Annotated in this window: 25 protein-coding genes; 10 read left to right on the top strand and 15 right to left on the bottom strand. The window is 67.1% G+C overall.

Going from position 1 to position 19,285, the window contains the following annotated elements; translation table 11 throughout:
* Positions 1-15: 15 nt before the first annotated feature.
* Positions 16-2,355, top strand: coding sequence for an RNA polymerase sigma factor RpoD (gene rpoD, locus WDM91_16675; protein ID MEI9996233.1), 2,340 nt, complete (start codon positions 16-18; stop codon positions 2,353-2,355).
* A 282-nt stretch (positions 2,356-2,637) separates the two neighbouring features.
* Here the strand turns inward: rpoD and WDM91_16680 are convergent, their stop codons facing one another.
* Positions 2,638-3,651, bottom strand: coding sequence for a P63C domain-containing protein (locus WDM91_16680; protein MEI9996234.1), 1,014 nt, complete (start codon positions 3,649-3,651; stop codon positions 2,638-2,640).
* Between the two features lie 242 nt (positions 3,652-3,893).
* Here WDM91_16680 and WDM91_16685 point away from each other — a divergent pair, with 242 nt between their 5' ends.
* Positions 3,894-4,118, top strand: coding sequence for a hypothetical protein (locus WDM91_16685; protein ID MEI9996235.1), 225 nt, complete (start codon positions 3,894-3,896; stop codon positions 4,116-4,118).
* Between the two features lie 18 nt (positions 4,119-4,136).
* Here the strand turns inward: WDM91_16685 and WDM91_16690 are convergent, their stop codons facing one another.
* From WDM91_16690 to WDM91_16720, 7 genes are all read right to left on the bottom strand, one after another.
* Positions 4,137-4,373, bottom strand: coding sequence for a hypothetical protein (locus WDM91_16690; GenBank protein ID MEI9996236.1), 237 nt, complete (start codon positions 4,371-4,373; stop codon positions 4,137-4,139).
* The gene (locus tag WDM91_16695; GenBank protein ID MEI9996237.1) at positions 4,357-4,521 is read right to left on the bottom strand and encodes a BrnT family toxin; all 165 of its coding nucleotides are present in this window, start codon (positions 4,519-4,521) and stop codon (positions 4,357-4,359) included. Before WDM91_16695 ends, WDM91_16690 begins: the two co-directional genes overlap by 17 nt.
* Positions 4,452-4,634, bottom strand: a complete 183-nt coding sequence (locus WDM91_16700; GenBank protein MEI9996238.1) for a BrnT family toxin — start codon at positions 4,632-4,634, stop codon at positions 4,452-4,454. Before WDM91_16700 ends, WDM91_16695 begins: the two co-directional genes overlap by 70 nt.
* Before the next feature lie 147 nt (positions 4,635-4,781).
* Positions 4,782-5,435, bottom strand: coding sequence for a UdgX family uracil-DNA binding protein (locus WDM91_16705; protein ID MEI9996239.1), 654 nt, complete (start codon positions 5,433-5,435; stop codon positions 4,782-4,784).
* A 37-nt stretch (positions 5,436-5,472) separates the two neighbouring features.
* Positions 5,473-5,889, bottom strand: a complete 417-nt coding sequence (locus WDM91_16710) for an MAPEG family protein (protein MEI9996240.1) — start codon at positions 5,887-5,889, stop codon at positions 5,473-5,475.
* 105 nt (positions 5,890-5,994) lie between these two features.
* Entirely contained in the window at positions 5,995-6,144 is a 150-nt protein-coding gene (locus tag WDM91_16715) for a hypothetical protein (protein ID MEI9996241.1), read from the bottom strand.
* Positions 6,145-6,153: 9 nt separating this feature from the next.
* Positions 6,154-6,927, bottom strand: a complete 774-nt coding sequence (locus WDM91_16720) for a M15 family metallopeptidase (protein MEI9996242.1) — start codon at positions 6,925-6,927, stop codon at positions 6,154-6,156.
* A 170-nt stretch (positions 6,928-7,097) separates the two neighbouring features.
* On the opposite strand from WDM91_16720, the gene WDM91_16725 reads away from it, so the two are divergent.
* Together WDM91_16725 and WDM91_16730 are read left to right on the top strand one after the other, a co-directional pair.
* A complete protein-coding gene (locus WDM91_16725) occupies positions 7,098-7,742 on the top strand; it encodes a hemolysin III family protein (GenBank protein ID MEI9996243.1) in 645 nt (214 codons plus the stop codon).
* Between the two features lie 67 nt (positions 7,743-7,809).
* Complete coding sequence (locus WDM91_16730) at positions 7,810-8,466, top strand: HAD-IA family hydrolase (GenBank protein MEI9996244.1); 657 nt, start codon at positions 7,810-7,812, stop codon at positions 8,464-8,466.
* Between the two features lie 4 nt (positions 8,467-8,470).
* Here WDM91_16730 and WDM91_16735 read toward each other — a convergent pair whose 3' ends face one another.
* Entirely contained in the window at positions 8,471-9,055 is a 585-nt protein-coding gene (locus tag WDM91_16735) for a TIGR02466 family protein (protein MEI9996245.1), read from the bottom strand.
* Positions 9,056-9,057: 2 nt separating this feature from the next.
* Positions 9,058-9,507, bottom strand: a complete 450-nt coding sequence (locus tag WDM91_16740; GenBank protein MEI9996246.1) for an MAPEG family protein — start codon at positions 9,505-9,507, stop codon at positions 9,058-9,060.
* A gap of 151 nt (positions 9,508-9,658) precedes the next feature.
* Here WDM91_16740 and WDM91_16745 point away from each other — a divergent pair, with 151 nt between their 5' ends.
* Entirely contained in the window at positions 9,659-9,889 is a 231-nt protein-coding gene (locus tag WDM91_16745; protein MEI9996247.1) for a hypothetical protein, read from the top strand.
* Between the two features lie 27 nt (positions 9,890-9,916).
* Here the strand turns inward: WDM91_16745 and gloB are convergent, their stop codons facing one another.
* Positions 9,917-10,681 carry a hydroxyacylglutathione hydrolase gene (gloB, locus tag WDM91_16750; protein MEI9996248.1) on the bottom strand — a complete coding sequence of 255 codons (765 nt, stop codon included), beginning with the start codon at positions 10,679-10,681 and terminating at the stop codon, positions 9,917-9,919.
* Between the two features lie 64 nt (positions 10,682-10,745).
* Here gloB and WDM91_16755 point away from each other — a divergent pair, with 64 nt between their 5' ends.
* Positions 10,746-11,498 (top strand): methyltransferase domain-containing protein, encoded by a 753-nt coding sequence (locus WDM91_16755; protein ID MEI9996249.1) that lies wholly within the window; start codon positions 10,746-10,748, stop codon positions 11,496-11,498.
* Between the two features lie 217 nt (positions 11,499-11,715).
* On the top strand, positions 11,716-11,988 hold the full coding sequence (locus WDM91_16760) for a hypothetical protein (GenBank protein MEI9996250.1): 273 nt from the start codon (positions 11,716-11,718) through the stop codon (positions 11,986-11,988).
* A gap of 41 nt (positions 11,989-12,029) precedes the next feature.
* On the opposite strand, the gene metW is transcribed toward WDM91_16760, so the two are convergent.
* Together metW and WDM91_16770 are read right to left on the bottom strand one after the other, a co-directional pair.
* The gene (gene metW / locus WDM91_16765; protein ID MEI9996251.1) at positions 12,030-12,638 is read right to left on the bottom strand and encodes a methionine biosynthesis protein MetW; all 609 of its coding nucleotides are present in this window, start codon (positions 12,636-12,638) and stop codon (positions 12,030-12,032) included.
* Positions 12,635-13,795, bottom strand: coding sequence for a homoserine O-acetyltransferase (locus WDM91_16770; protein ID MEI9996252.1), 1,161 nt, complete (start codon positions 13,793-13,795; stop codon positions 12,635-12,637). The genes metW and WDM91_16770 overlap by 4 nt, the downstream gene beginning before the upstream one ends.
* A gap of 183 nt (positions 13,796-13,978) precedes the next feature.
* Here WDM91_16770 and WDM91_16775 point away from each other — a divergent pair, with 183 nt between their 5' ends.
* Genes WDM91_16775 through WDM91_16785 form a run of 3 tightly spaced genes read left to right on the top strand, consistent with a single transcriptional unit; the run spans position 13,979 to position 16,820 of the window.
* The gene (locus WDM91_16775) at positions 13,979-14,794 is read left to right on the top strand and encodes a hypothetical protein (GenBank protein ID MEI9996253.1); all 816 of its coding nucleotides are present in this window, start codon (positions 13,979-13,981) and stop codon (positions 14,792-14,794) included.
* Complete coding sequence (gene hisC / locus WDM91_16780) at positions 14,791-15,882, top strand: histidinol-phosphate transaminase (GenBank protein ID MEI9996254.1); 1,092 nt, start codon at positions 14,791-14,793, stop codon at positions 15,880-15,882. The genes WDM91_16775 and hisC overlap by 4 nt, the downstream gene beginning before the upstream one ends.
* On the top strand, positions 15,879-16,820 hold the full coding sequence (locus WDM91_16785) for a prephenate/arogenate dehydrogenase family protein (GenBank protein ID MEI9996255.1): 942 nt from the start codon (positions 15,879-15,881) through the stop codon (positions 16,818-16,820). The genes hisC and WDM91_16785 overlap by 4 nt, the downstream gene beginning before the upstream one ends.
* Before the next feature lie 108 nt (positions 16,821-16,928).
* Here the strand turns inward: WDM91_16785 and WDM91_16790 are convergent, their stop codons facing one another.
* The gene (locus WDM91_16790) at positions 16,929-17,954 is read right to left on the bottom strand and encodes a DUF2125 domain-containing protein (GenBank protein MEI9996256.1); all 1,026 of its coding nucleotides are present in this window, start codon (positions 17,952-17,954) and stop codon (positions 16,929-16,931) included.
* 105 nt (positions 17,955-18,059) lie between these two features.
* A complete protein-coding gene (locus tag WDM91_16795) occupies positions 18,060-19,256 on the bottom strand; it encodes a crosslink repair DNA glycosylase YcaQ family protein (protein ID MEI9996257.1) in 1,197 nt (398 codons plus the stop codon).
* Positions 19,257-19,285 lie beyond the last annotated feature (29 nt).

Below are 19,285 nucleotides of genomic sequence, written 5' to 3' on the forward strand. Positions count from 1 at the left end.
CTGACGGAATGCAGCGTGGCGACCAAGACGGCAAACAAGAAACAGGCGAAACCCGCAAAGAAGACCGCTCCGGCCAAGCCGGCGGCCGCGAAGAAGGCGGTGCCCGCCAGGCCGGCGCCGAAGCCTGCCGCCAAGACCGCCGCCGCTGCCAAGCCTGCCGCCAAGGCGACGCCTGCGGCCAAGACCAAACCGGATCCCCGATCGGCCGCGAAGGCCGCATCCGCGCCCGCGAAGGCCGGCCAGAAAGCAGCCCCCGTGCTCCAGCCGACCGCCAAGGCCAATGCCAAGCTTCCCGTGAAGGCCGGCGCCAAAGCCGCCAAGCCGGGAGAAGAGACCCCCGGCGACGCCGATTCGCCGCTGCTCGACATGTCGGATGTTGGCGTCCGCAAGATGATCGCCAAGGCCAAGACCCGCGGCTACGTCACCTATGACGAGCTGAACAAGGTCCTGCCCTCCGACAAGGTCTCGTCGGAGCAGATCGAAGACACGATGTCGATGCTCAACGAGATGGGCATCAACGTCATCGAGAGCGAAGAGAGCGAGGAGGGCGCCGACGAGAACCTCCCCGCCGTCGCCGAGGGCGGCAAGGAAGTCGTCGCCAAGACCGGCACCGCCGCCGAGCAATACGACCGCACCGACGACCCGGTGCGCATGTATCTGCGCGAGATGGGCTCGGTCGAGCTCCTCAGCCGCGAGGGCGAGATCGCCATCGCCAAGCGCATCGAGGCCGGCCGTGAGCTGATGATCGGCGCGCTGTGCGAATCCCCGCTGACCTTCGAGGCGCTCACCGTGTGGCGCGACGAGCTCAACGAGGGCAAGGTCCTGCTGCGCGACATCATCGATCTGGAAGCGATGTACGCGGTCGGCCCCGAAGGCCAGGCCGCCGCCGCCGCCCAGGCCGCCGCCAGCGCCGCGCATGTCGCGGCGATCAACGGCCAGCCCGCGCCGCCCAAGCCGCCGGCGCCGCCCAAGCCCGCCCCGGTGCCCAAGGCCCCCTCCGCCAATGAGAATGGCGAAGAGGCCGATCCCGCCGAGGCCGCGGCCGCCGCCGACTCGCAGGAAGCCGACGATTTCGACGACGAGGGCAACCTGCCGCTCAGCGCGATGGAAGCCTCGCTCAAGCCGCAGGTGCTCGAAGCGCTCGACGCCATCGCCAATCTCTACAAGAAGCTCGGCCGCTTGCAGGACGCCTCGGTCGAGGCTGCGCTCGCGAGCGACGAATTGTCGACCGGGCAGGAACGCCGCTTCAAGAAGCTGCGCAACGAGACCATGGATCTCGTCAAGGGCCTCAAGCTCAACAACAATCGCATCGAAGCCCTCGTCGACCAGATGTACGGCATCAACAAGCGGCTGGTGTCGCTGGAGGGCCGCCTGCTCCGCCTCGCCGAGGCGCATGGCGTGGCGCGCGAGGATTTCCTCAAGGAGCATTTCGGCAACGAGCTCGACCCGCATTGGGCGCGCCGCGTCGGCCGGCTCTCCCGCATCGGCTGGAAGGATTTCGTCCAGGACGAGCGCGACAAGATCAACACGCTGCGCGACGACATGCAGGCCCTGGCGACCGAGACGCGCCAGTCGGTCAGCGAATTCCGCCGCAACGTCCAGACCGTGCAGAAGGGCGAGCGCGAAAGCGGCGTCGCCAAGAAGGAGATGATCGAGGCGAACCTGCGCCTGGTGATCTCCATCGCCAAGAAATACACCAACCGCGGCCTGCAGTTCCTCGACCTGATCCAGGAAGGCAATATCGGCCTGATGAAGGCGGTCGATAAGTTCGAATACCGCCGCGGCTACAAGTTCTCGACCTATGCGACGTGGTGGATCCGCCAGGCGATCACCCGCTCGATCGCCGACCAGGCGCGCACCATCCGCATCCCGGTCCACATGATCGAGACGATCAACAAGCTGGTGCGCACCAGCCGCCAGATGCTGCACGAGATCGGCCGCGAGCCGACGCCCGAAGAGCTGGCCGAGCGTCTCGCCATGCCGCTCGAGAAGGTCCGCAAGGTTCTGAAGATCGCCAAGGAGCCGATCTCTCTCGAAACGCCGATCGGCGACGAGGAAGACAGCCATCTGGGCGACTTCATCGAGGACAAGAACGCGATCCTCCCGATCGACGCCGCGATCCAGGCCAACCTGCGCGAGACGACGACGCGCGTCCTGGCGACGCTGACCCCGCGCGAGGAACGAGTTCTGCGCATGCGCTTCGGCATCGGCATGAACACGGACCACACGCTGGAAGAAGTCGGCCAGCAGTTCAGCGTGACGCGCGAACGCATCCGGCAGATCGAGGCGAAGGCCCTGCGCAAGCTGAAGCACCCGAGCCGGAGCAGGAAGCTGCGGAGCTTCCTCGACAACTAGCCCCATGGGCTCCTCTACCGCGTAGCGGGGGAGGGGGACCGCCGAAGGCGGTGGAGGGGGCGGTTGCGCGCTCCGCTCTCGGCGTTCTGACTTCGCCAATTCGGAAAGTCGGAATCACGAAGCGACTTTCGGGGGAATATTCTCTCAGCCACTCCCTGTCATCCCCGCGAATGCGGGGATCCAGGCGCTGCGATGAGAACAGTTATAAGTAGCTATCGCGAGCTTCCTGTGTGTTTCGCGCCGGTTAATCGGTAGCAGTCGTTCGTTTCGATTCTCGAGACCCTACTCGTCCAGAAAGCTCAGTTGGCGTTCGCTCTGACCGAAGCGACGCACGAAGAGCTTCTTGAACTGCAACACGCTATCAGACACCTTAATAAGTGTGAGGATCTCGCCTACTTGGCGCTTCAGCTTCTCGATGCCGTATCCCTCCTTCAGATGTTGATGAAACCGAGCTTTGCGATTGCCCTTTTTATCGATCTTGGGATTCAAACGGTCGAGTTCGTCTAATACCGCACCATTAGCGAGTGGCTGATAAACATAGGATCTTGTGAATTTTGCGAAGTGCTGCGGCCGATTCTGAATTACCGCACCCGATCCCGTGGTGGTGAGCCTCTTGCTGCCGTAGATGCGATTCAACTCGTCATAATATTCGTCAGGGAACTGCTTTTCCCACTCGCGGCGCTCTTCCTCGACATATTGTTGAACGAGCACGCGCAATGCATCTGGCGAACGGACCTGTTGAAAGCCTGTCGCTTCGTCGATCAGCGCAGTCACACCCACCTTGGCAAACGCCGACAACAAGATCTTCGCTTGAGCTGCCAGGCTGCTCTGTGTGGAGTGCAAAGCGCCTTCTTCGTCCGCTCTTATAATTGCGTTGCAGATTTCGACTAGAACCTCCGCGTCGTAACCGTGCGCGAGATCCTGCGTTAGCGGCTTAAAAACGATAGGGCCTTCGATTTTTTTGAGCAGCTTGGGCTTAATTTGGGATCCGAGGCCTTTACGCTGCACGGCGCGCAAAAATACGTTGCCGCCGGCGGACTTCATCCCCAGCGCCTTCGCCATACCGCGCTTGTGAAATACGCGACGACCGTCTTCCAGAACGTAGCAGTCAAGATCCAGGTCGCCGACGAGCATCTTTCCCTGATGTGTGGCCTTCGGCAGGTCGCCGCTAACGGCGAGAGCACGCGCTGTCGCCTGACGTGCCGTGCCACCCTTCGAGGCAATTTCGCGTTTTTTTTCGTCGCTAAGGCTAGCTGCGCGAGCCCTGCCGCCTTTGCTTTGTTTTGTTTCGAGCATTGTGATTCCGTCCTCGATCTGTCCATCATTACTTTAAACGTGCTTGCTAGATAAGCAAGCACGTTTTGCTATTTTCTGATTTAATTCCGCGAGGAAGATTAAATATACCTTTTAGAATAATGTGTTAGAATATTTCTCAACTTCGGGTTGGCTATCAGAGTGCCGCAGGTCGATTGGCAGTACATACAAATCCAAGCTCTCGACGACTTTTGAGCGAGTTCCAATTGCCGTAGTATTGCCTAATGGCCAAGCTCCTCGACAAAGCCTTCGCCCCCGTGACCAAGCTCCCCTCCGATAGCCAACACGAAACCACGCGCGCCATGTTGAAGCTTCCGGCGGACTCCGAGCCGGAGCAGATCGATCCCGCGCATCTGCCGACAGTGCATGAAGGGCTGGCTCAGGCGAAGGCCGGACAATACGCCTCCGTCGCCGACGTCGAGGCCGCGTTCCGCCGCTTCAACTCGTGAAGTTTCGCTTCACGCACCTTATGCATCTTCCCGCTCCGCATAAGCATCCACCAGCGCCCGGATCATCCTTTGATACGGCACGCGCTCCTTCTTCGCGGCGCGCTTGAAGAAGTCCACGCTGCGCTGGCTGAGCGACAGCGTCACCTTCACATTCGCCTCGCGCAGCACCAGCTTCTCCGGCGGCGGGAGGAAATCCTTCAGCACCGGGCCGATCTTGCCGATTTCGCCCTTGGTGTATTTAACGGTCTTCTTCATAGATCTTCCTGCCTTTGCGCCAATAGCCGGCGCCGATGATGCGGATGCGTTGCTCGCGCCAGGTGAAACGAACCGTCATCACGCCGCCTTCCACGCTTCCAAAGCAGAAATAGCGCTGCTCTTCGCCGCTATGGCCGAGGTCGGGCACATCACGCGCCGCGAGTCGAGAAAGGCGCGCTGCGCCGGTTCGAACGACACACCGTGCTTGACCTGGTTGACGCGATCCTTGTCGTCATCCCATTCGAAGCTCGCGTCGGCCATACGGACAGACTACCATATCAAAGTATGGCTGTCAGCCGGTCGCGCAGGCGACCGTCCTCGGGCGCGCACCTGCCGGCCCTTCTCTCCGGCGACGAGGCCCTGCCGTAGCCGCACCGTGGCGGGTGGCCTGCCGCGCTCCAGGCGTCCTCATCCCGCCTGCGCCAGCTTCGCGGCCAGCCGCAAATCCGCGACGAACTTGCCGTACTCAGCCGCCTTGCTCGCCGCGTCCGGAATCCGCAGCAGGTAGCTCGGATGCACCGTGATCATCCCGCGTGACCCCATCAGCTGCGTCTCGCGCCCGCGCATCTTGGTCACCGCCACCGCGTGGCCGCTCAGCGCCTGCGCCGCCGTGGCGCCCAGCGCGACGACGAAGTCCGGCGCCAGCGCCGCGAACTCGCGCTCCAGCCACCATTTGCACGCCTGGATCTCGCCGGCGTTGGGCTTGGCGTGGATGCGCCGCTTGCCGCGCGGCTCGAACTTGAAATGCTTCACCGCATTGGTGACATAGACCTTGTCGCGGTCGATCCCCGCCTCCGCCAGCGCGCGGTCGAGCAGCTGGCCCGCCGGTCCCACGAACGGCTTGCCCGCCAGGTCTTCCTGGTCGCCGGGCTGCTCGCCCACCAGCACGATCCGCGCCTCCGCCGGCCCTTCGCCGAACACGGTCTGGGTGGCGTGGCGATAGAGGTCGCAGCGCGTGCAGGCCTTCGCCTCGCGCCGCAGTGTGCCGAGCGCCTGTTTCGGCACGTCCTCCGCCGGCGCAGCGAACAGGTCGGGCTCGTCCGTCTTGTGCCTGACTGTCATCGGTCAGAAAACGCGCGGCAGCCGATTTGGTGCGGCGCTACATCCCCGGCCAGACGCCGCGCATCACCATCCCGATCCCGATGAGCGAGGCGGTCCACAGCAGGGTCCGCAGGAACGGCACGGCAAAGATATAGGCCGGCACATAGGCGACCCGGCTCCAGAAATAGAGCTGCGCCCCCAGCGCGCCCGTTGCGGTGTGCTTGCCCAGTGCATTGGCGAGCAGCACCGCGCCCAGGAAGAACACGAAGGTCTCGAGGAAATTGCGGAATGCCCGCTCGACCCGTCCGCCGACCCTGCCGAGCGGCGGCGTCGGCTCGTCGCGCGGCCCCGCGCCCCAGGGCAGGCCGCGCCCGCTCACGCTGAACAGCACGGCGAGGATCAGCTGGAGCAGGCCCAGCACGATGCTCAGCCACAACATCTCCATTTCGACCGAACCGAATGTCCCCGGAGTCATGCCCCGCCCTCCCGCTGCGTCGACGGCGGGGATGCTAGGCGCGAAGCGGGGCCGGCGCCACGGGCGGCTTATGCTGCGCCGCGGCAACCTCGCGGATACGACGGCTCAGTGCCAGTGCGTCACAAGGTAGAGCCCGACCCCGACAATGGCGACGAATACCGCGACCCAGACGAAGCCTGCCACGGTGCGTCCCAGCTCGCCCGAAAATCCGCCTTCGCTGTCATAGGGCTTCGGCGGCAGGTCATCTTCGTCCATGCGGGGATCCTATCGGAAAAGCTCGGGCCGGTATTCGAAATGCATCGTGTCGTAGTGTGACCAGCGCCCGCCCCAGATGAAGCCGTGACGCTCGAACACCCGCACGATCGCGAGCGGGATGCGGTTGTGCCAGCCGGCAGGCGACCAGCGCCAGTAGTCCGACATCGTGCTGTCGATGTCGATGGCCGCGCCCCAGCCATGCATCGAGCGGGCGGTCGAGCCCGCGACGGCGCGGCAATTGTAGGTCCCGGAATCCGGGATCAGGTACCGGATGTCGGATTCGGGCAGGGCGTCCAGTTCCGTGCTCACCGCCTCCAACGCCTTGTCCACGCCGTTCACCATGGTGATCCGGACCTGCCCGCCCCGGTGCCGGGGCAGCCAGGCGACCGGCCGCAGCCTGGGCGCAACCTCGCCTTTGCGGCAATCGCCATACATCGCGTCGAACAGCGGCGCATAGCGCACCCGGCCTGGATCGACATCCGCCGGCGGCGCGGTCGCGGCGGCGCCCGCCGGATAGGCGGCATAGAACATGTCGTCGATGTCGGGCTGTTCGAGCAGGGCCGTGAAGTCCTTGTCCGCACGCCCGTCGGAGACCGCCAGCCGCCGCCCATCCTTCAGCCACAGCCAGGTTCCGTCATGCCGCACCAGGAACGCGGGATAGGCGGCGACCAGCCGGTCCAGCACCGTCGCCAGATCCGGCGGGGGTGCGCCATAGGTGCCGGCCGCCGCCACTGTCGGCACAGCCAGCAGGGCCAGGCTCAGCAATCCCGCAATCCGGCGCATCCGATCCCATCCCGATGGTGGCCTTCCGCTCTAACACCGGGGTGCAACCCCTGGCAAAGGCGGTGGCTGCGGCTGCATCCGTCCAAGACGTTAACGGCATCCAAACCGCGGCATGCGACGTTAGCCGGAATGGACCGACGGGCCCTGGCACGCCATATGGGGATTGAGCCATGACCATCATCGCGAAAGCCGAGCGCATCTATTCCGAGGTCGAGCACCGGGCCGACGCGACCATCCACATCCTCGGCATCCTGTTCGCGATCAACGCCAGCCTGTGGCTGCTCTGGCACGTCACCGGCATGTCGGTCGGGATCAGCGTGCTGGTCTACTGCGCCGGCCTGCTGGCGATGATCTGCTTCTCCGCCGCCTACAATCTGGCGCCGCACGGCCCCTCGAAGCAGATCCTGCGCCGCCTCGACCATGCCGCCATCTTCATCATGATCGCGGCGACCTACACGCCCTTCGCGGTCAACCGGCTGGGGGCGCCCTATGGCAGCATCATCCTCGCCACGATCTGGCTCAGCGCCAGTGCCGGCGTCGCGCTCAAGGTGCTCTATCCCCGCCGCTTCGAATGGCTGAGCCTGGGCCTCTATCTCGCCATGGGCTGGCTGATCGTCACCGTGATCCAGCCGCTGCACGCGGCGATGAGCGCCACCGATTTCTGGCTGCTGGTGGGCGGCGGCCTCGTCTACTCCGCCGGCGTCGCGTTCTACGTGATCGAGCGCATCCCGTATCACAAGGCGATCTGGCATGCCTTCGTGCTGGTCGCCGCGGTGCTGCACTTCTCCGCCATTGCCTTCGAATTCGCCAGTTAGATTCGGCAAGCTTTCGTGAGTGGCGCCACGCCGCGCGATCGCCTAACCACGCACCATGATTTGCGCGGTGATCTTCGATTGCGACGGCGTGCTGGTCGACAGCGAGATCATCGCCCATGAGGTCGAGATCGCGGTCCTGGCCGAGATCGGCCTGACCTACGACCCGCACGACTTCATCATCCGCTTCATGGGCCGCAGCGACACGGCGTTTTTCGAGCTGCTCGAGGCCGACGGCCGCGCAAGGCTCGGCCGCTCGATCGTCGCGGAGATCCGCGGTCCGATCAAGGCGCGCTACGGCAAGGCGATCGCGGAACGATTGGCCGAGGTGCCGGGGGCGCGCGCCGCGATCCAGGCCCTGCGCCTGCCCAAGGCGGTTGCCAGCTCCAGCGCCGCGCAGGCGCTCGAAACCAAGCTCCGGAAGGTCGGCCATTGGGCGCATTTCGCGCCGCATGTCTATTCCGCCGAGCACGTGATCCATTCCAAGCCGGCGCCGGACCTGTTCCTGCTGGCGGCGCATTCGCTCGGCATCGCCCCGGCGCAGTGCCTGGTCATCGAGGACACGGTGAACGGCGTCACCGCCGCCCGCGCCGCCGGCATGCGTGTCTGGGGCTTCCGCGGCGGCGGCCACATGACCGACCGCCTCGCCGCCCATCTCACGCAGGCAGGCGCAGAGCGCATCGTGGCGGACTGGGCGGAAGCGCAGGCGCTGTTCGCGGCGCTGTAGGCGCTCAGCTGTAGTTGAAGCTCACCGACACCCGCGGACCGCGCGCGGCATTCTGCGGCACGTCATGGCGCAGCCAGCTCTCCCACAGGAGCAGCATGCCGGGCTTGGGCGCGATGGTGACGAACGGCTTGTCCCGCGCCCGTTCCTTTTTCCGCGGCGCCGCCATCATCAGGCCCAGTCGCGGGTCCTCGAAGCGGATCGCGCTCGCGCCATCCGGCAGCGCCACGTAATAGGTGCCACTGATCGCCGAATGCGGATGGATGTGTGCGCCATGCACGCCGCCCGGCGCCATGACGTTGATCCACAGGCTGTCCAGCGTCAGCGCGCTGCGCGCGAAGTGCAGGACGCGCGCGAAAGCCCGCACCTGCGCGTCGATCTGCCCCTGCAGCTCGGCGAACTCTGGCGCCCGCCGCGGCAGGTCGTCGAGCGAGGCATAGGAGGTGTAGCCGCGATAGCCATGTTCCTTGGCCCAGCGCCGCCCCGCGCGATCCTCGCGCGCGATGGCAAGGCACGCCTTCTCCAGCCCCGCCACCGGCCGAAGCCGTGCCTGGTGGATCTGTGTCGCGAAAAAGGAAAGCGTCCGCGCCAAGGTCACAGCGCCGGGTAGAACAGCGCGACCAGCAACAGGATGATCGCCAGCGTCGCCACCAGCCAGACCAGCGTGCGCAGCGCCGGTACGCCGAAGCCGTAGAGCGGCAGATAGATCAGCCGCGCAACGACATAGATTTGCGCGCCCCAGACGGTCGCCCAGCTATGCCGGCCGTTCAGCGCGCACAGGATCACCGCCACCGCGAAGAACGGAAACGTTTCCATGAAATTGCGCGCGGCACGCTCCAGCCGCGCCGCGACCTTGCCGACGGGCGGCGCGGCCTCGTCGCGGGCGCCGACGTTCCATTTGAGGCCGCGCTGGCCGTTGCCGGCGCGCGCCGCGATCAGAAGCTGGAACAGGCCCAGCGCCGCGGCCAGCGCCAGCATCGTGAATTCCGGCGTCATCCCGCCGAGCGAAAAAGCATAGACCGGCAGATTGTGCGTGACAGACATGCGAGCCCCCTCGGTTGGGTGGACCCTATCGCGCCGCGCGGCGCCACTCCATGCCCGTCCCGGCCCGAAGTTCCCGGACGGCTGCGCGTAAAGTTAGTTTTTCGTTGACGTCCGCCATGCCAGGATACGCCGTCGTCGAAGGGAAAATCCGATGCGCGCTCTGCTGCCGCTTGCCGCCGTGAGTCTGCTGGCCATGGCCCTGTCGGGCTGCGTCGTCGCCGAGGTCGCGGGGGCGGGCGTCGACGTCGCGACCACGGTGGTCTCCACCACGGTCCATGTCACCTCCAGCGTCGTGCGCGGCGCCGCCGATACGGTGAGCGGCAGCGACGACGAGGATCGCGATTCCGACAAGGACCATCGCAAGAGCGACGACGACAAATAATTCTCTGCCGCGCCGCGGCAGGGAAAATCAGAAATTGTCCTTGCGCTTGCGCATCTCGGCGAACACCTCGACGTCGTCGACGTGGCTCAGCCCGAGCGTCCGGCGGATCTCCGCCGAGCCCGGCCGCAGGAACGGATTGGTCGCCTTCTCGAGCCCGATGCTCGACGGGATCGTCGCCTGCCCCTTGGCGCGCAACGCATCGACCTCGCGCGTCCGCTTCACCAGCGCCGCATTGCCCGGCTCCAGGGTCAGGGCGAAGCGCCCGTTGCTCTGGGTGTATTCGTGGCCGCAATAGACCCGGGTCGCGTCGGGCAGGGCCGCCAGCTTCGACAGGCTGGCCCACATCATCGCGGGCGTGCCCTCGAACAGCCGGCCGCAACCCATCGCGAACAGCGTGTCGCCGGTGAACACCGCGTCGTCGAACACGAACGCGATATGCGCCCGCGTATGCGCCGGGATCTCCAGCACCGGCACGGACCGCGCCCCGAAGCGCCACGGCGTCGCCGCGCTCACCCCTTCGTCGATGCCGGGGATGCGCTCGCGGTCCTTCTCCGGCCCCACGACCTTGGCGCCGAATTGTTCCTTGAGCGGCAGGTTGCCGCCCGTGTGATCGAAGTGATGATGCGTGTTCAGGATATGCGTCAGCCGCCAGCCGCGCCGCGCCAGCGCCGTTTTCACCGGATCGGGCTCGGAGGGATCGACCACGGCGGTCAGTCCCGCCGCGGCGTCATGCACCAGATAGGCGTAATTGTCCGTCAGGCAGGGGACGATTTCGATGTCGAGCGCGCTCATCGGGTTAACCTATCAGCCGTCAACCGCGCGTTGAACCGGACGCGGCGTCGCGCTACGCAAGAGCATGCAGCTCGACGCCGCCGATCTCGCGGATTTTTACGAGGCGCCCCTGGGCCTTTTGACGCGGCGCATCATCGCACGCCAGCTGCGCGCGCTGTGGCCCTCGACCAAAGGCGCCTGCCTGCTCGGCTATGGCTTCGCGGTTCCGTATTTGCGGCAATTCCAGGGCGAGGCGGAGCGCGTGGTGGCCTTGATGCCGGCGCAGCAGGGCGTCGTGGCCTGGCCCGCCGGGCGTTCGCTCACCGCGTTGTGCGACGAGACCGCGCTACCCTTCCCCGATGCCTTCTTCGACCGCATCCTGGTCGTCCATGGGCTCGAGGGCGCCGATGCGACGCGGCCGCTGCTGCGGCAGCTTTGGCGCGTCCTGGCGCCGGAGGGCCGCCTGCTGCTCGTCGCGCCCAACCGCACCAGCCCGTGGACCCAGCTCGAACGCTCGCCCTTCGCGACCGGCCGCCCCTTCAGCCGCGGCGAGCTCGACCGTCTGTTGCGCAGTGCCCTGTTCGAGCCGCTGGCCTGGGACCGCGCGCTCTATGTGCCGCCCTTCCGCGGCCGCCGCCTGGTCCGCACCGGCGCCGGCTGGGATCGCCTCCTGGGTCGGCTGTTCCCGGCGCTCTCCGGCGTGCACCTGGTGGAAGCGGGCAAGACGCTGTACGGCGCGGCACCCATCCGCGTCGCGAAGACACAGCCGCAATGGGCGCCGGTGCGCGACGCGACGCTCAGCAAGTCGCCCAGCCGCGACGCCGAGCATCGCCGCTAGTTTAAATCTGCAACAGTTCATGCCTCCCCCAGGGCCGCTGCACGCCTGTGCGGCAAACGCAATGCAGCCTTCTTCCTTGCCGCGGTGGGCCTTGCGCGGCTTCCGTCGCGCAATTGTTATGAAGCGCACGCCGCCGTGATCGCGCGCCCCTTTCAATCCACGGGCTTCTCCCCCAAATGCACCCTGCCGGTATCGCCGGTGCAAATAGGAGGATGTGATGAGTTTCGTGAAATCTGCCGTCTCGGTCGCGGCGCTGTCGTTGATGCTGGGCGTCTCCGCTTCCGCACAGTCGGACGAGCCGGCGAGCGTGATCGGCTGCCTGCACATGCAGAAGAAGGTCAACGCCGCGCTCGACGCGAATCCGTCGTCGCCGAATGCGTCCGCCGCGCGCGCGCAGGCGCAGGGCGCCCAGGGCTATTGCACGCATGGCCTCTACAAGACCGGCCTGACGAGCTACGCCAAGGCGCTCGAGATGCTCGCGTCGAACTAGAGATCTCGCGGCGGGCGGCTTCGGTCCGCCCGCCGCCCTCTCTATTTTCCGCGCAGCAGGAAGATCGCGCCGTCGGCCAGGATGTTCGGGCCCCAGGATTCCGCGCGCATCTCGCGCGTGCGGCCTTGTCCATCCAGCGCCAGCGCCCGCTCGATCACCGATTCCGTCTCGCGCGCCAGGGCGACGAAGTCCGCGATGGTGCACAGATGGATGTTGGGCGTGTCGTACCACTGGTAGTTCAGCGCCTGCGTCCGCGGCATGCGCCCGCGCAGCACCAGCGAGGTGCGCACCTTCCAATGGCCGAAATTCGGCAGCGAGATCACGGTCCGCCGCCCGATGCGCAGCAGATGGCCCAGCACGTCGCGCGGGCTGCGCGTCGCCTGGATGGTCTGGCTGAGGATCGCGACGTCGAACGCCGCGCTGGGATATTCGCCCAGGTCGGTGTCGGCGTCGCCCTGCATGACGGGCAGCCCGCGCGCCACGCAGGCATTCACGTTCTGCTGCGACAGCTCGATCCCGCGTCCGTCGACTCGCTTCGTCGCGGCCAGGTGTTCGAGCAGCGCACCGTCGCCGCAACCGACATCCAGCACCCGCGCGCCGTCCGGGATCATCTCCGCGATCGCCGCGAGGTCGGGGCGCAGCGCCGTCATGCGCCCGCCGCGGCGGCGACGGAGTTGAGGAAGCCGCGCACCGTCGAATACATCTCCGGCTCGTCGAGCAGGAAGGCGTCGTGCCCGCGATCCGTCGCGATCTCGACGAAGCTCACGATCGCCGCGCTGGCGTTCAGGGCGTGCGCGACGTGCTTGTTCTCCGCCGTCGGGAACAGCCAGTCGCTGGTGAAGGCGACGATCAGGAAGCGCGCCTTGGCGCCGGCGAACGCCTGGGCCAGCACGCCGTCATGCTCCGCCGCGAGATCGAAATAGTCCATCGCGCGCGTGATGTAGAGATAGGAATTGGCGTCGAAGCGGTCGACGAAGCTCATGCCCTGGTGATGCAGATAGGATTCGATCTGGAAGTCCGGCCCGAAGCCGAACGAAATCTGCTCGCGCGCCTGCAGGTTGCGGCCGAATTTTCGCTGCAGCGCCGTCTCGGAGAGATAGGTGATATGTGCCGCCATGCGCGCCACGGCGAGGCCCTTCGAGGGCTGGGTGCCGTGCAGCTGGTAGGTCCCGCCCTTCCAGTCCGGATCGGCCATGATCGCCTGGCGCCCGACCTCGTGGAACGCGATGTTCTGCGCCGAGTGCCGCGCCGCGCACGCCATCGGCACGGCGGAGAGGATGCGGTCCGGAAAGGTCGCGGCCCATTGCAGCACCTGCATCCCGCCCATCGAGCCGCCGATCACGCTCAGCACCTTTTCGATGCCCAGCGCATCGAGCAGCATGGCCTGGGCCCGCACCATGTCGCGGATGGTGACCAGCGGGAAGTCGAGGCCATAGGGCCGCCCCGTCGCCGGGTTGGTCTCCGCCGGGCCGGTCGTGCCCATGCAGCCGCCCACGACATTGGCGCAGATCACGAAGAAGCGGTCGGTGTCGACCGGCCGGCCCGGCCCGACCATCGCGTCCCACCAGCCCGGCTTGCCGGTCACCGGATTGGGCGACGCCACGAACTGGTCCAGGGTCAGCGCGTGGCAGATCAGCACGGCATTGCTGCGCGCCGCGTTCAGCGCGCCATAGGTCATGTAAGCCACGGTCAGCGGCGCGAGCGTCTTGCCGCAGTCCAGCACCAGCGGCGCGTCGAAGGTGATCGCATGGCCGATATCGGCGTCCGCCTGCGTCACCGGGCGCAGGAATTTGGGATTACCGGCCATTCCGCGGCTTTCTTGCCTTTTGCAGCACTTGAGGGCGGTTTTGCTAAGGGCACAAGGCTGTAGTGTCAAACATGGGGGCCTCGGCGCTTTGATTTTGCCGCCTCCCGCCCTTATCAATACCGCCCCCTCGGCCGGGCCGGGGACTTAATCCTTGCTCCTCGAGAAGATTTCAGAAGTTCCGATATGCCGCCGCGCAAGACACCGCCCGCCGATCTTCCTGCCAGGCTCGATGCGCTGGACGACAAGCTGCACGAATTGCTGATCAAGCGGGCGCAGATCGCGACCGCCATCTCGCCCGCCGAACAGGCGATCCGCCTGCGCCGCCTCGCCGCCCGCCATAAGGGCAACCTGCCGCTGGCCGCGCTGGTCCGCATCTGGCGGGAGATGATGGCCGCCGCGGCACCGGCCGGCCGCACCGTGCATGTCTATGCCGCCGATCGCGCCGGCCCGTTCCGCGATCTGGCGCGCGACCTGTTCGGCTCGCTGGTGGCGATGAAGGGGCATCTGTCCGCCACCGCCATCGTGCAGGAATGCGGCGGCGATCCGGCCGCTTTCGGCGTCGTGCCGCCGCCCGAAAGCGACGAGAGCACGCGCGCCTGGTGGGCCCAGCTCACGCCGTCCGGCCAGCCCGGCCCGCGCATCGTCGCGACCCTGCCGCTCACTGGCGCCGAGCAGCCCGCCGCCTATGTCATCGGCACGCTGGAGCCGCAGCCGAGCGGCGACGACACCACGCTGATCCTGCTGGAGGCCGGCGACACGCTCAGCCTCACCAAGCTGCAAAGCCTCCTGAAGCAGGGCGGGCTGGATTCGCGCCTGCTCGCGGTCAGCCGCGATTCGGCGAAAAGCCCGCTGCGGCATCACCTGCTGGAGATCGCCGGCTTCGTGCCCGCGGACGACGCGCGCTTCGGCATGCTGACCGAGCAGGCCGGCGATGCCATCCAGCGGGTCGCCTGCGTCGGCTGCTACGCCAATCCCTTCCCTGGAAAATCCGTGTCATGAGTCCCAAGCCCCGTCCCGGCATCCTCGACATCGCGCCCTATGTCGGCGGCCGCGGTCATGTCGAAGGCGTCGCCAAGACGATCAAGCTGTCGTCCAACGAATCGGCGCTGGGCGCCAGCCCGCGCGCGATCGAGGCGTTCCAGGGCGCGGCAGGCGGTCTCGACGTCTACCCCGAAGGCAGCGCCCAGATCCTGCGCGACGCGCTCGCCAAGACATACGGGCTCGACGCCAGCCGCATCGTCTGCGGCAACGGTTCGGACGAGCTTCTCACCCTGCTGGCGGGCGCCTATCTCAACCCCGGCGACGAGGTGATGTTCACCGAGCATGGCTTCCTCGTCTACAAGATCGCCACCCTCGCCAACAGCGCGACGCCCGTCATCGTGCCGGAGAAGGACCTTCGCGCCGATGTCGACGCGATGCTCGCGGCGGTGACGCCGCGGACGCGGCTCGTCTATCTCGCCAATCCGAACAATCCCACCGGCTCCTATCTGCCGCATGACGAGGTCCGCCGCCTGCACGCCGGCCTGCCCAGGGACACGCTGCTGGTGATCGACGCAGCCTATGCCGAATATGTCCGGCGCAACGATTACGAGGCGGGCCTCGAGATGGTCTCGAGCTTCGACAACGTCGTGATGACCCGCACCTTCTCGAAGATCTACGGCCTTGCGGGCCTGCGGGTCGGCTGGGCCTATTGCCCCGCCGCGATCGCCGACGTGCTCAACCGTATCCGCGGCCCGTTCAACGTCTCGGTCCCGGCGCAGCGCGCCGCCGCCGCCGCGCTCGCCGACCGGGCGCATGTCGAGGCCAGTTTCGCGCACAACGAAAAATGGCGCGACTGGCTCACCGCAGAGATCCGCAAGCTGGGCTTCCCGGTCGACGACAGCGTCGGCAATTTCGTGCTGATCCATTTCGGCAGGGAGAAGGGCCGCACCGCCAAGGACGCGGACCATTTCCTCTCGCAGCGCGGCCTGATCCTGCGCGGCGTGGGCAGTTACGGCCTGCCCGACTGCCTGCGCCTCACCGTCGGGACGGAGGCGGCCAACCGCGCCGTCGTCGCCGCCCTCGCCGATTTCGCGAAGGCCGGATGAGCAAGCCGGCCTTTGCCCGTGTCGCGCTTCTGGGCGTCGGCCTGATCGGCGCGTCGCTGGCGCATGCCATGCGCCGCGCGAGCCTCGCTGGCCATGTCGTGGCGCATGACCGCAAGGAGGCGCTCAAGACCGCGCGGCGTCTCAAGCTCGCCGACAGCTATGCCGCGTCCGCCGCCGCCGCGGTCCGGGATGCGGACCTGGTGATCCTCGCGACGCCGGTGGGCGCCTTCGGCGCGCTCGCCAAGGCCATCGCGCCGCATCTCAAGCCCGGCGCGATCGTCAGCGATGTCGGGTCCGTGAAAGGCGCGGTGGTCGCCGATGTCGGCCCGTTCCTGCCCAAGGGCGTGCATTTCATCCCGGCGCATCCGATCGCCGGCACCGAGCGTTCCGGCCCCGAAGCGGGCTTCGCGGAGCTGTTCGACGGCCGCTGGTGCATCCTCACCCCGCCCAAGGGCGCCGACAAGCGCGCGGTGAAGGCGCTGCGCGGCTTCTGGGAACGGCTCGGCAGCAAGGTCGAGACGATGGACGTCCGCCATCACGACCTCGTGCTCGCGGTCACCAGCCATGTACCGCATCTCATCGCCTACAACATCGTCGGCACGGCCGACGACCTTCGGTCGGTCACCCAGGGCGAAGTGATCAAATACTCCGCCGGCGGCTTCCGCGACTTCACCCGCATCGCGGCCTCCGATCCCACGATGTGGCGCGACGTCTTCCTCAACAACAAGGAGGCGGTGCTCGAAGTCCTGGGCCGTTTCAGCGAGGATCTCAGTGCCTTGCAGCGGCAGATCCGCTGGGGCGACGGCGACGCGCTGTTCAAGCTCTTCACCCGCACCCGCGCCCTGCGCCGCGGCATCGTCGATGCCGGCCAGGACAGTGCCGCGGTGAATTTCGGCCGCAACGCGCCCGCGGCGGCGAAGAAGAAAACCAAGCGCTGAATTCCTGTCCGCCTCGCCGCGCTGGGAGGATGGCTAGAGTCTGTTGATCAGATGGAGTCACCAAAAACTTGTCATGGTTGGGTTGCATCAACTTGAAAGCAACGGACTCTAATACAGCGGCTCTTCCGTCGTCGCCGGCGTGTCTCCGACGCTCACCATGCCGCCGTGGAAGGCGACGACCGCGCCCAGCAGCCCGGCATCGTTGTTTCCCGCCTTCGCGGCGCGCGCGAGCAGCGCCGCCGCGATCCCGCTGTCGGCGCCGCCCTGCACACGATGTCTCTGCGCGGCGCCGAGCAATGTCTGGATTCCCGCCACCTTGAAATCGAGCAGGCCCTGCACCGCATGCGCCGCATCCAGCGACAGCGCGCCCTTGCCCACCGCGCTCAGCCGCGGCCAGGCGATCTCCAGGTCGCGCACGTCCAGCATGCCGTTCGCCGCGCGGAAGGTCTCGAACGTGCGCACCCAATCCGTGCGCCCCGCCCGCGGCCCGTCGAAGGCACGCGCCGGCGTCGCCGCCGCGTTCAGCTTGACCTGCACGATGTCCGGCCCGAACAGCCCGGTCAGGGCCGGCGACAGATGCACCCCGTCCGCGATCGCGAAGACGTCCACCGTGCCGCCGTTCGGCGCCACCCGCAGATGCAGCTGCACCCGCGCCGCGCTCAGCGCCGGCGCGACGAAGCCGATGCCGTCGAGATCGAAGCGCGACAGGCCCTGCGCGCCCAGGATGGCGCTGGCATGCAGGGCGCCCGCCGCGAACGGCATCGCATGCGGCTTGCCCGCGAGGTCCGTCCAGGTGAGCGCCTGGTCGCCCGTCGCCTCGAAGATCATCTGCTCGCGGCCATAGGTCAGCGCGTGCAGCGCGAACTTCCCGGCCGTCCAGGACGCCGGCCCATGCGGCGTCTTCACCGTCACGCGCAACCCGTCGAACACCACGTCGAGATTGAAGGGAAAGCCGCTGATGCTTTTCGAGCGGAAGGCCAGTGTCGCGCCCGGCACCGCCGCATGCCCGTTGAGCGCGTCCAGCCGGTCCGACAGTGCATCGGCCTCGCGCCACCACACCACGCTGACGCCCAGCGCGAGCAGCAGGAACAGCGCCAGCGGCGCATAGAGGAAGAAGCGGCTGGAATATTTCATGCTGCGGTCTGGTCTCGGTGCTCCGCATCCTTCGACAAGCTCAGGATGAGGTTTTTTCGGCTGAATCCTCACCCTGAGCTTGTCGAAGGGTGAGCGGGGCCGAACCTAGCCGCTTTTCACCGCGCCGGGCGGGAACAGGATGTCGCGCACGCCGCCCAGCCGGGCCTGCCGCTCCAGCGCGCGCTCCAGCTTGGCCCGCCGCGCCGCGCTCAGCGACAGCCGCGGCTCCAGCCACAGCGCCTTGACCGCCAAGCGGTCCGCCGCCCGCTCCGCCTTCATGTCGATGCGCCCTACGAACCGCGCGCCCTCCAGCAGCGGGAACACGTAATATCCATATGTCCGCTTCGGGCCGGGCACGAAGATCTCGATCGTATAGTCGAAGCCGAAGATGCGCTCGGCCCGCGCCCGGTCGCGCAGCACCGGATCGAAGGGCGACAGCACGCGCAGCCGCGAGGTCGGGACCGGCAGGCGCGCCGTCTCCGCCGCGATGTCGGGCCGCGCCACCGCCTGGAAGCCGCGCTTGCCGGGCGCGCCCTCCAGCGTCACGTCGATCAGCCGCCCGGCGCGCCGCTCGCCTTCGATCCATTTGGCCGCTTCCGGGATGGAGGCGTGGCCCCAGAAATCCGCGATCATCCGCGCCGTCCCCGCGCCCAGCCGGTCGAGCGCCGCATTGTGCGCCCAGTCCAGCGTCTGCAGCCGCGTCGGCCTGCCGTCGCGCAGGGATTTGGGGATCGCGCGCTCCGCCAGGTCGTAGACCTTCTCGAAGCCGTTGCGCTCCAGCACCGCGAGCTCGCCGATGCGCCAGAGATATTCGAGCGCCGCCTTGGCCGGGCCCCAGCCCCACCACGGCCCGGTCCGTCCGCCCAGATGCGCGAAGTCGCGCGCCAGCGACGGGCCGTGCGCTTCGACATGGTCGCGCACGGTCTTCAGCACCCGGTCGTCGCCGAAGCGCTCGCGCCACGCCGCGACATTCGCCTTGGACTTCGCGAAGCGGTGACGCCAATGCGGATAATGCTCGAGCGGGATCAGCGAGGAATCATGCGTCCAGTGCTCGAACAGCGCCGGCGTCCGGGCCTGCAGCCGCTCGAGATGGCGCGGCCGGTAGCCGCCATGCCGCGAATGGAGGATGTGGTGATGCGCCCGCTCGATGATCTTGATCGAGTCGAGCTGGACATAGCCGAGCTTGCGGATCAGCGGCGCGATCGCCGCGGCGCCGCCCGCCTGCCGCTCGCCGCTCAGGCCGTGCCTGGCGAGGATCAGGGCGCGGGCTTGCGCGTTGGAAATATGGAAGGGCGTGCTCATGGCGAAAGCGGCCACGTCATCGCATGAAC

Source organism: Rhizomicrobium sp. (genome assembly GCA_037200385.1).
In the GTDB taxonomy this organism is placed as follows: domain Bacteria; phylum Pseudomonadota; class Alphaproteobacteria; order Micropepsales; family Micropepsaceae; genus Rhizomicrobium.

Excerpts from the sequence above, each read along its gene's own strand:
- WDM91_16685 (MEI9996235.1), top strand. The coding sequence starts at position 3,894 with ATGGCCAAGCTCCTCGACAAAGCCTTCGCCCCCGTGACCAAGCTCCCC.
- hisC (MEI9996254.1), top strand. The coding sequence starts at position 14,791 with ATGAGTCCCAAGCCCCGTCCCGGCATCCTCGACATCGCGCCCTATGTC.
- WDM91_16700 (MEI9996238.1), bottom strand. The coding sequence starts at position 4,634 with ATGGCCGACGCGAGCTTCGAATGGGATGACGACAAGGATCGCGTCAAC.
- WDM91_16785 (MEI9996255.1), top strand. The coding sequence starts at position 15,879 with ATGAGCAAGCCGGCCTTTGCCCGTGTCGCGCTTCTGGGCGTCGGCCTG.
- gloB (MEI9996248.1), bottom strand. The coding sequence starts at position 10,681 with ATGAGCGCGCTCGACATCGAAATCGTCCCCTGCCTGACGGACAATTAC.
- WDM91_16745 (MEI9996247.1), top strand. The coding sequence starts at position 9,659 with ATGCGCGCTCTGCTGCCGCTTGCCGCCGTGAGTCTGCTGGCCATGGCC.
- WDM91_16770 (MEI9996252.1), bottom strand. The coding sequence starts at position 13,795 with ATGGCCGGTAATCCCAAATTCCTGCGCCCGGTGACGCAGGCGGACGCC.
- WDM91_16680 (MEI9996234.1), bottom strand. The coding sequence starts at position 3,651 with ATGCTCGAAACAAAACAAAGCAAAGGCGGCAGGGCTCGCGCAGCTAGC.
- WDM91_16790 (MEI9996256.1), bottom strand. The coding sequence starts at position 17,954 with ATGAAATATTCCAGCCGCTTCTTCCTCTATGCGCCGCTGGCGCTGTTC.
- WDM91_16740 (MEI9996246.1), bottom strand. The coding sequence starts at position 9,507 with ATGTCTGTCACGCACAATCTGCCGGTCTATGCTTTTTCGCTCGGCGGG.
- WDM91_16720 (MEI9996242.1), bottom strand. The coding sequence starts at position 6,927 with ATGCGCCGGATTGCGGGATTGCTGAGCCTGGCCCTGCTGGCTGTGCCG.
- WDM91_16710 (MEI9996240.1), bottom strand. The coding sequence starts at position 5,889 with ATGACTCCGGGGACATTCGGTTCGGTCGAAATGGAGATGTTGTGGCTG.
- WDM91_16795 (MEI9996257.1), bottom strand. The coding sequence starts at position 19,256 with ATGAGCACGCCCTTCCATATTTCCAACGCGCAAGCCCGCGCCCTGATC.
- WDM91_16725 (MEI9996243.1), top strand. The coding sequence starts at position 7,098 with ATGACCATCATCGCGAAAGCCGAGCGCATCTATTCCGAGGTCGAGCAC.
- WDM91_16715 (MEI9996241.1), bottom strand. The coding sequence starts at position 6,144 with ATGGACGAAGATGACCTGCCGCCGAAGCCCTATGACAGCGAAGGCGGA.
- metW (MEI9996251.1), bottom strand. The coding sequence starts at position 12,638 with ATGACGGCGCTGCGCCCCGACCTCGCGGCGATCGCGGAGATGATCCCG.
- WDM91_16690 (MEI9996236.1), bottom strand. The coding sequence starts at position 4,373 with ATGAAGAAGACCGTTAAATACACCAAGGGCGAAATCGGCAAGATCGGC.
- WDM91_16755 (MEI9996249.1), top strand. The coding sequence starts at position 10,746 with ATGCAGCTCGACGCCGCCGATCTCGCGGATTTTTACGAGGCGCCCCTG.
- WDM91_16775 (MEI9996253.1), top strand. The coding sequence starts at position 13,979 with ATGCCGCCGCGCAAGACACCGCCCGCCGATCTTCCTGCCAGGCTCGAT.
- WDM91_16705 (MEI9996239.1), bottom strand. The coding sequence starts at position 5,435 with ATGACAGTCAGGCACAAGACGGACGAGCCCGACCTGTTCGCTGCGCCG.
- WDM91_16760 (MEI9996250.1), top strand. The coding sequence starts at position 11,716 with ATGAGTTTCGTGAAATCTGCCGTCTCGGTCGCGGCGCTGTCGTTGATG.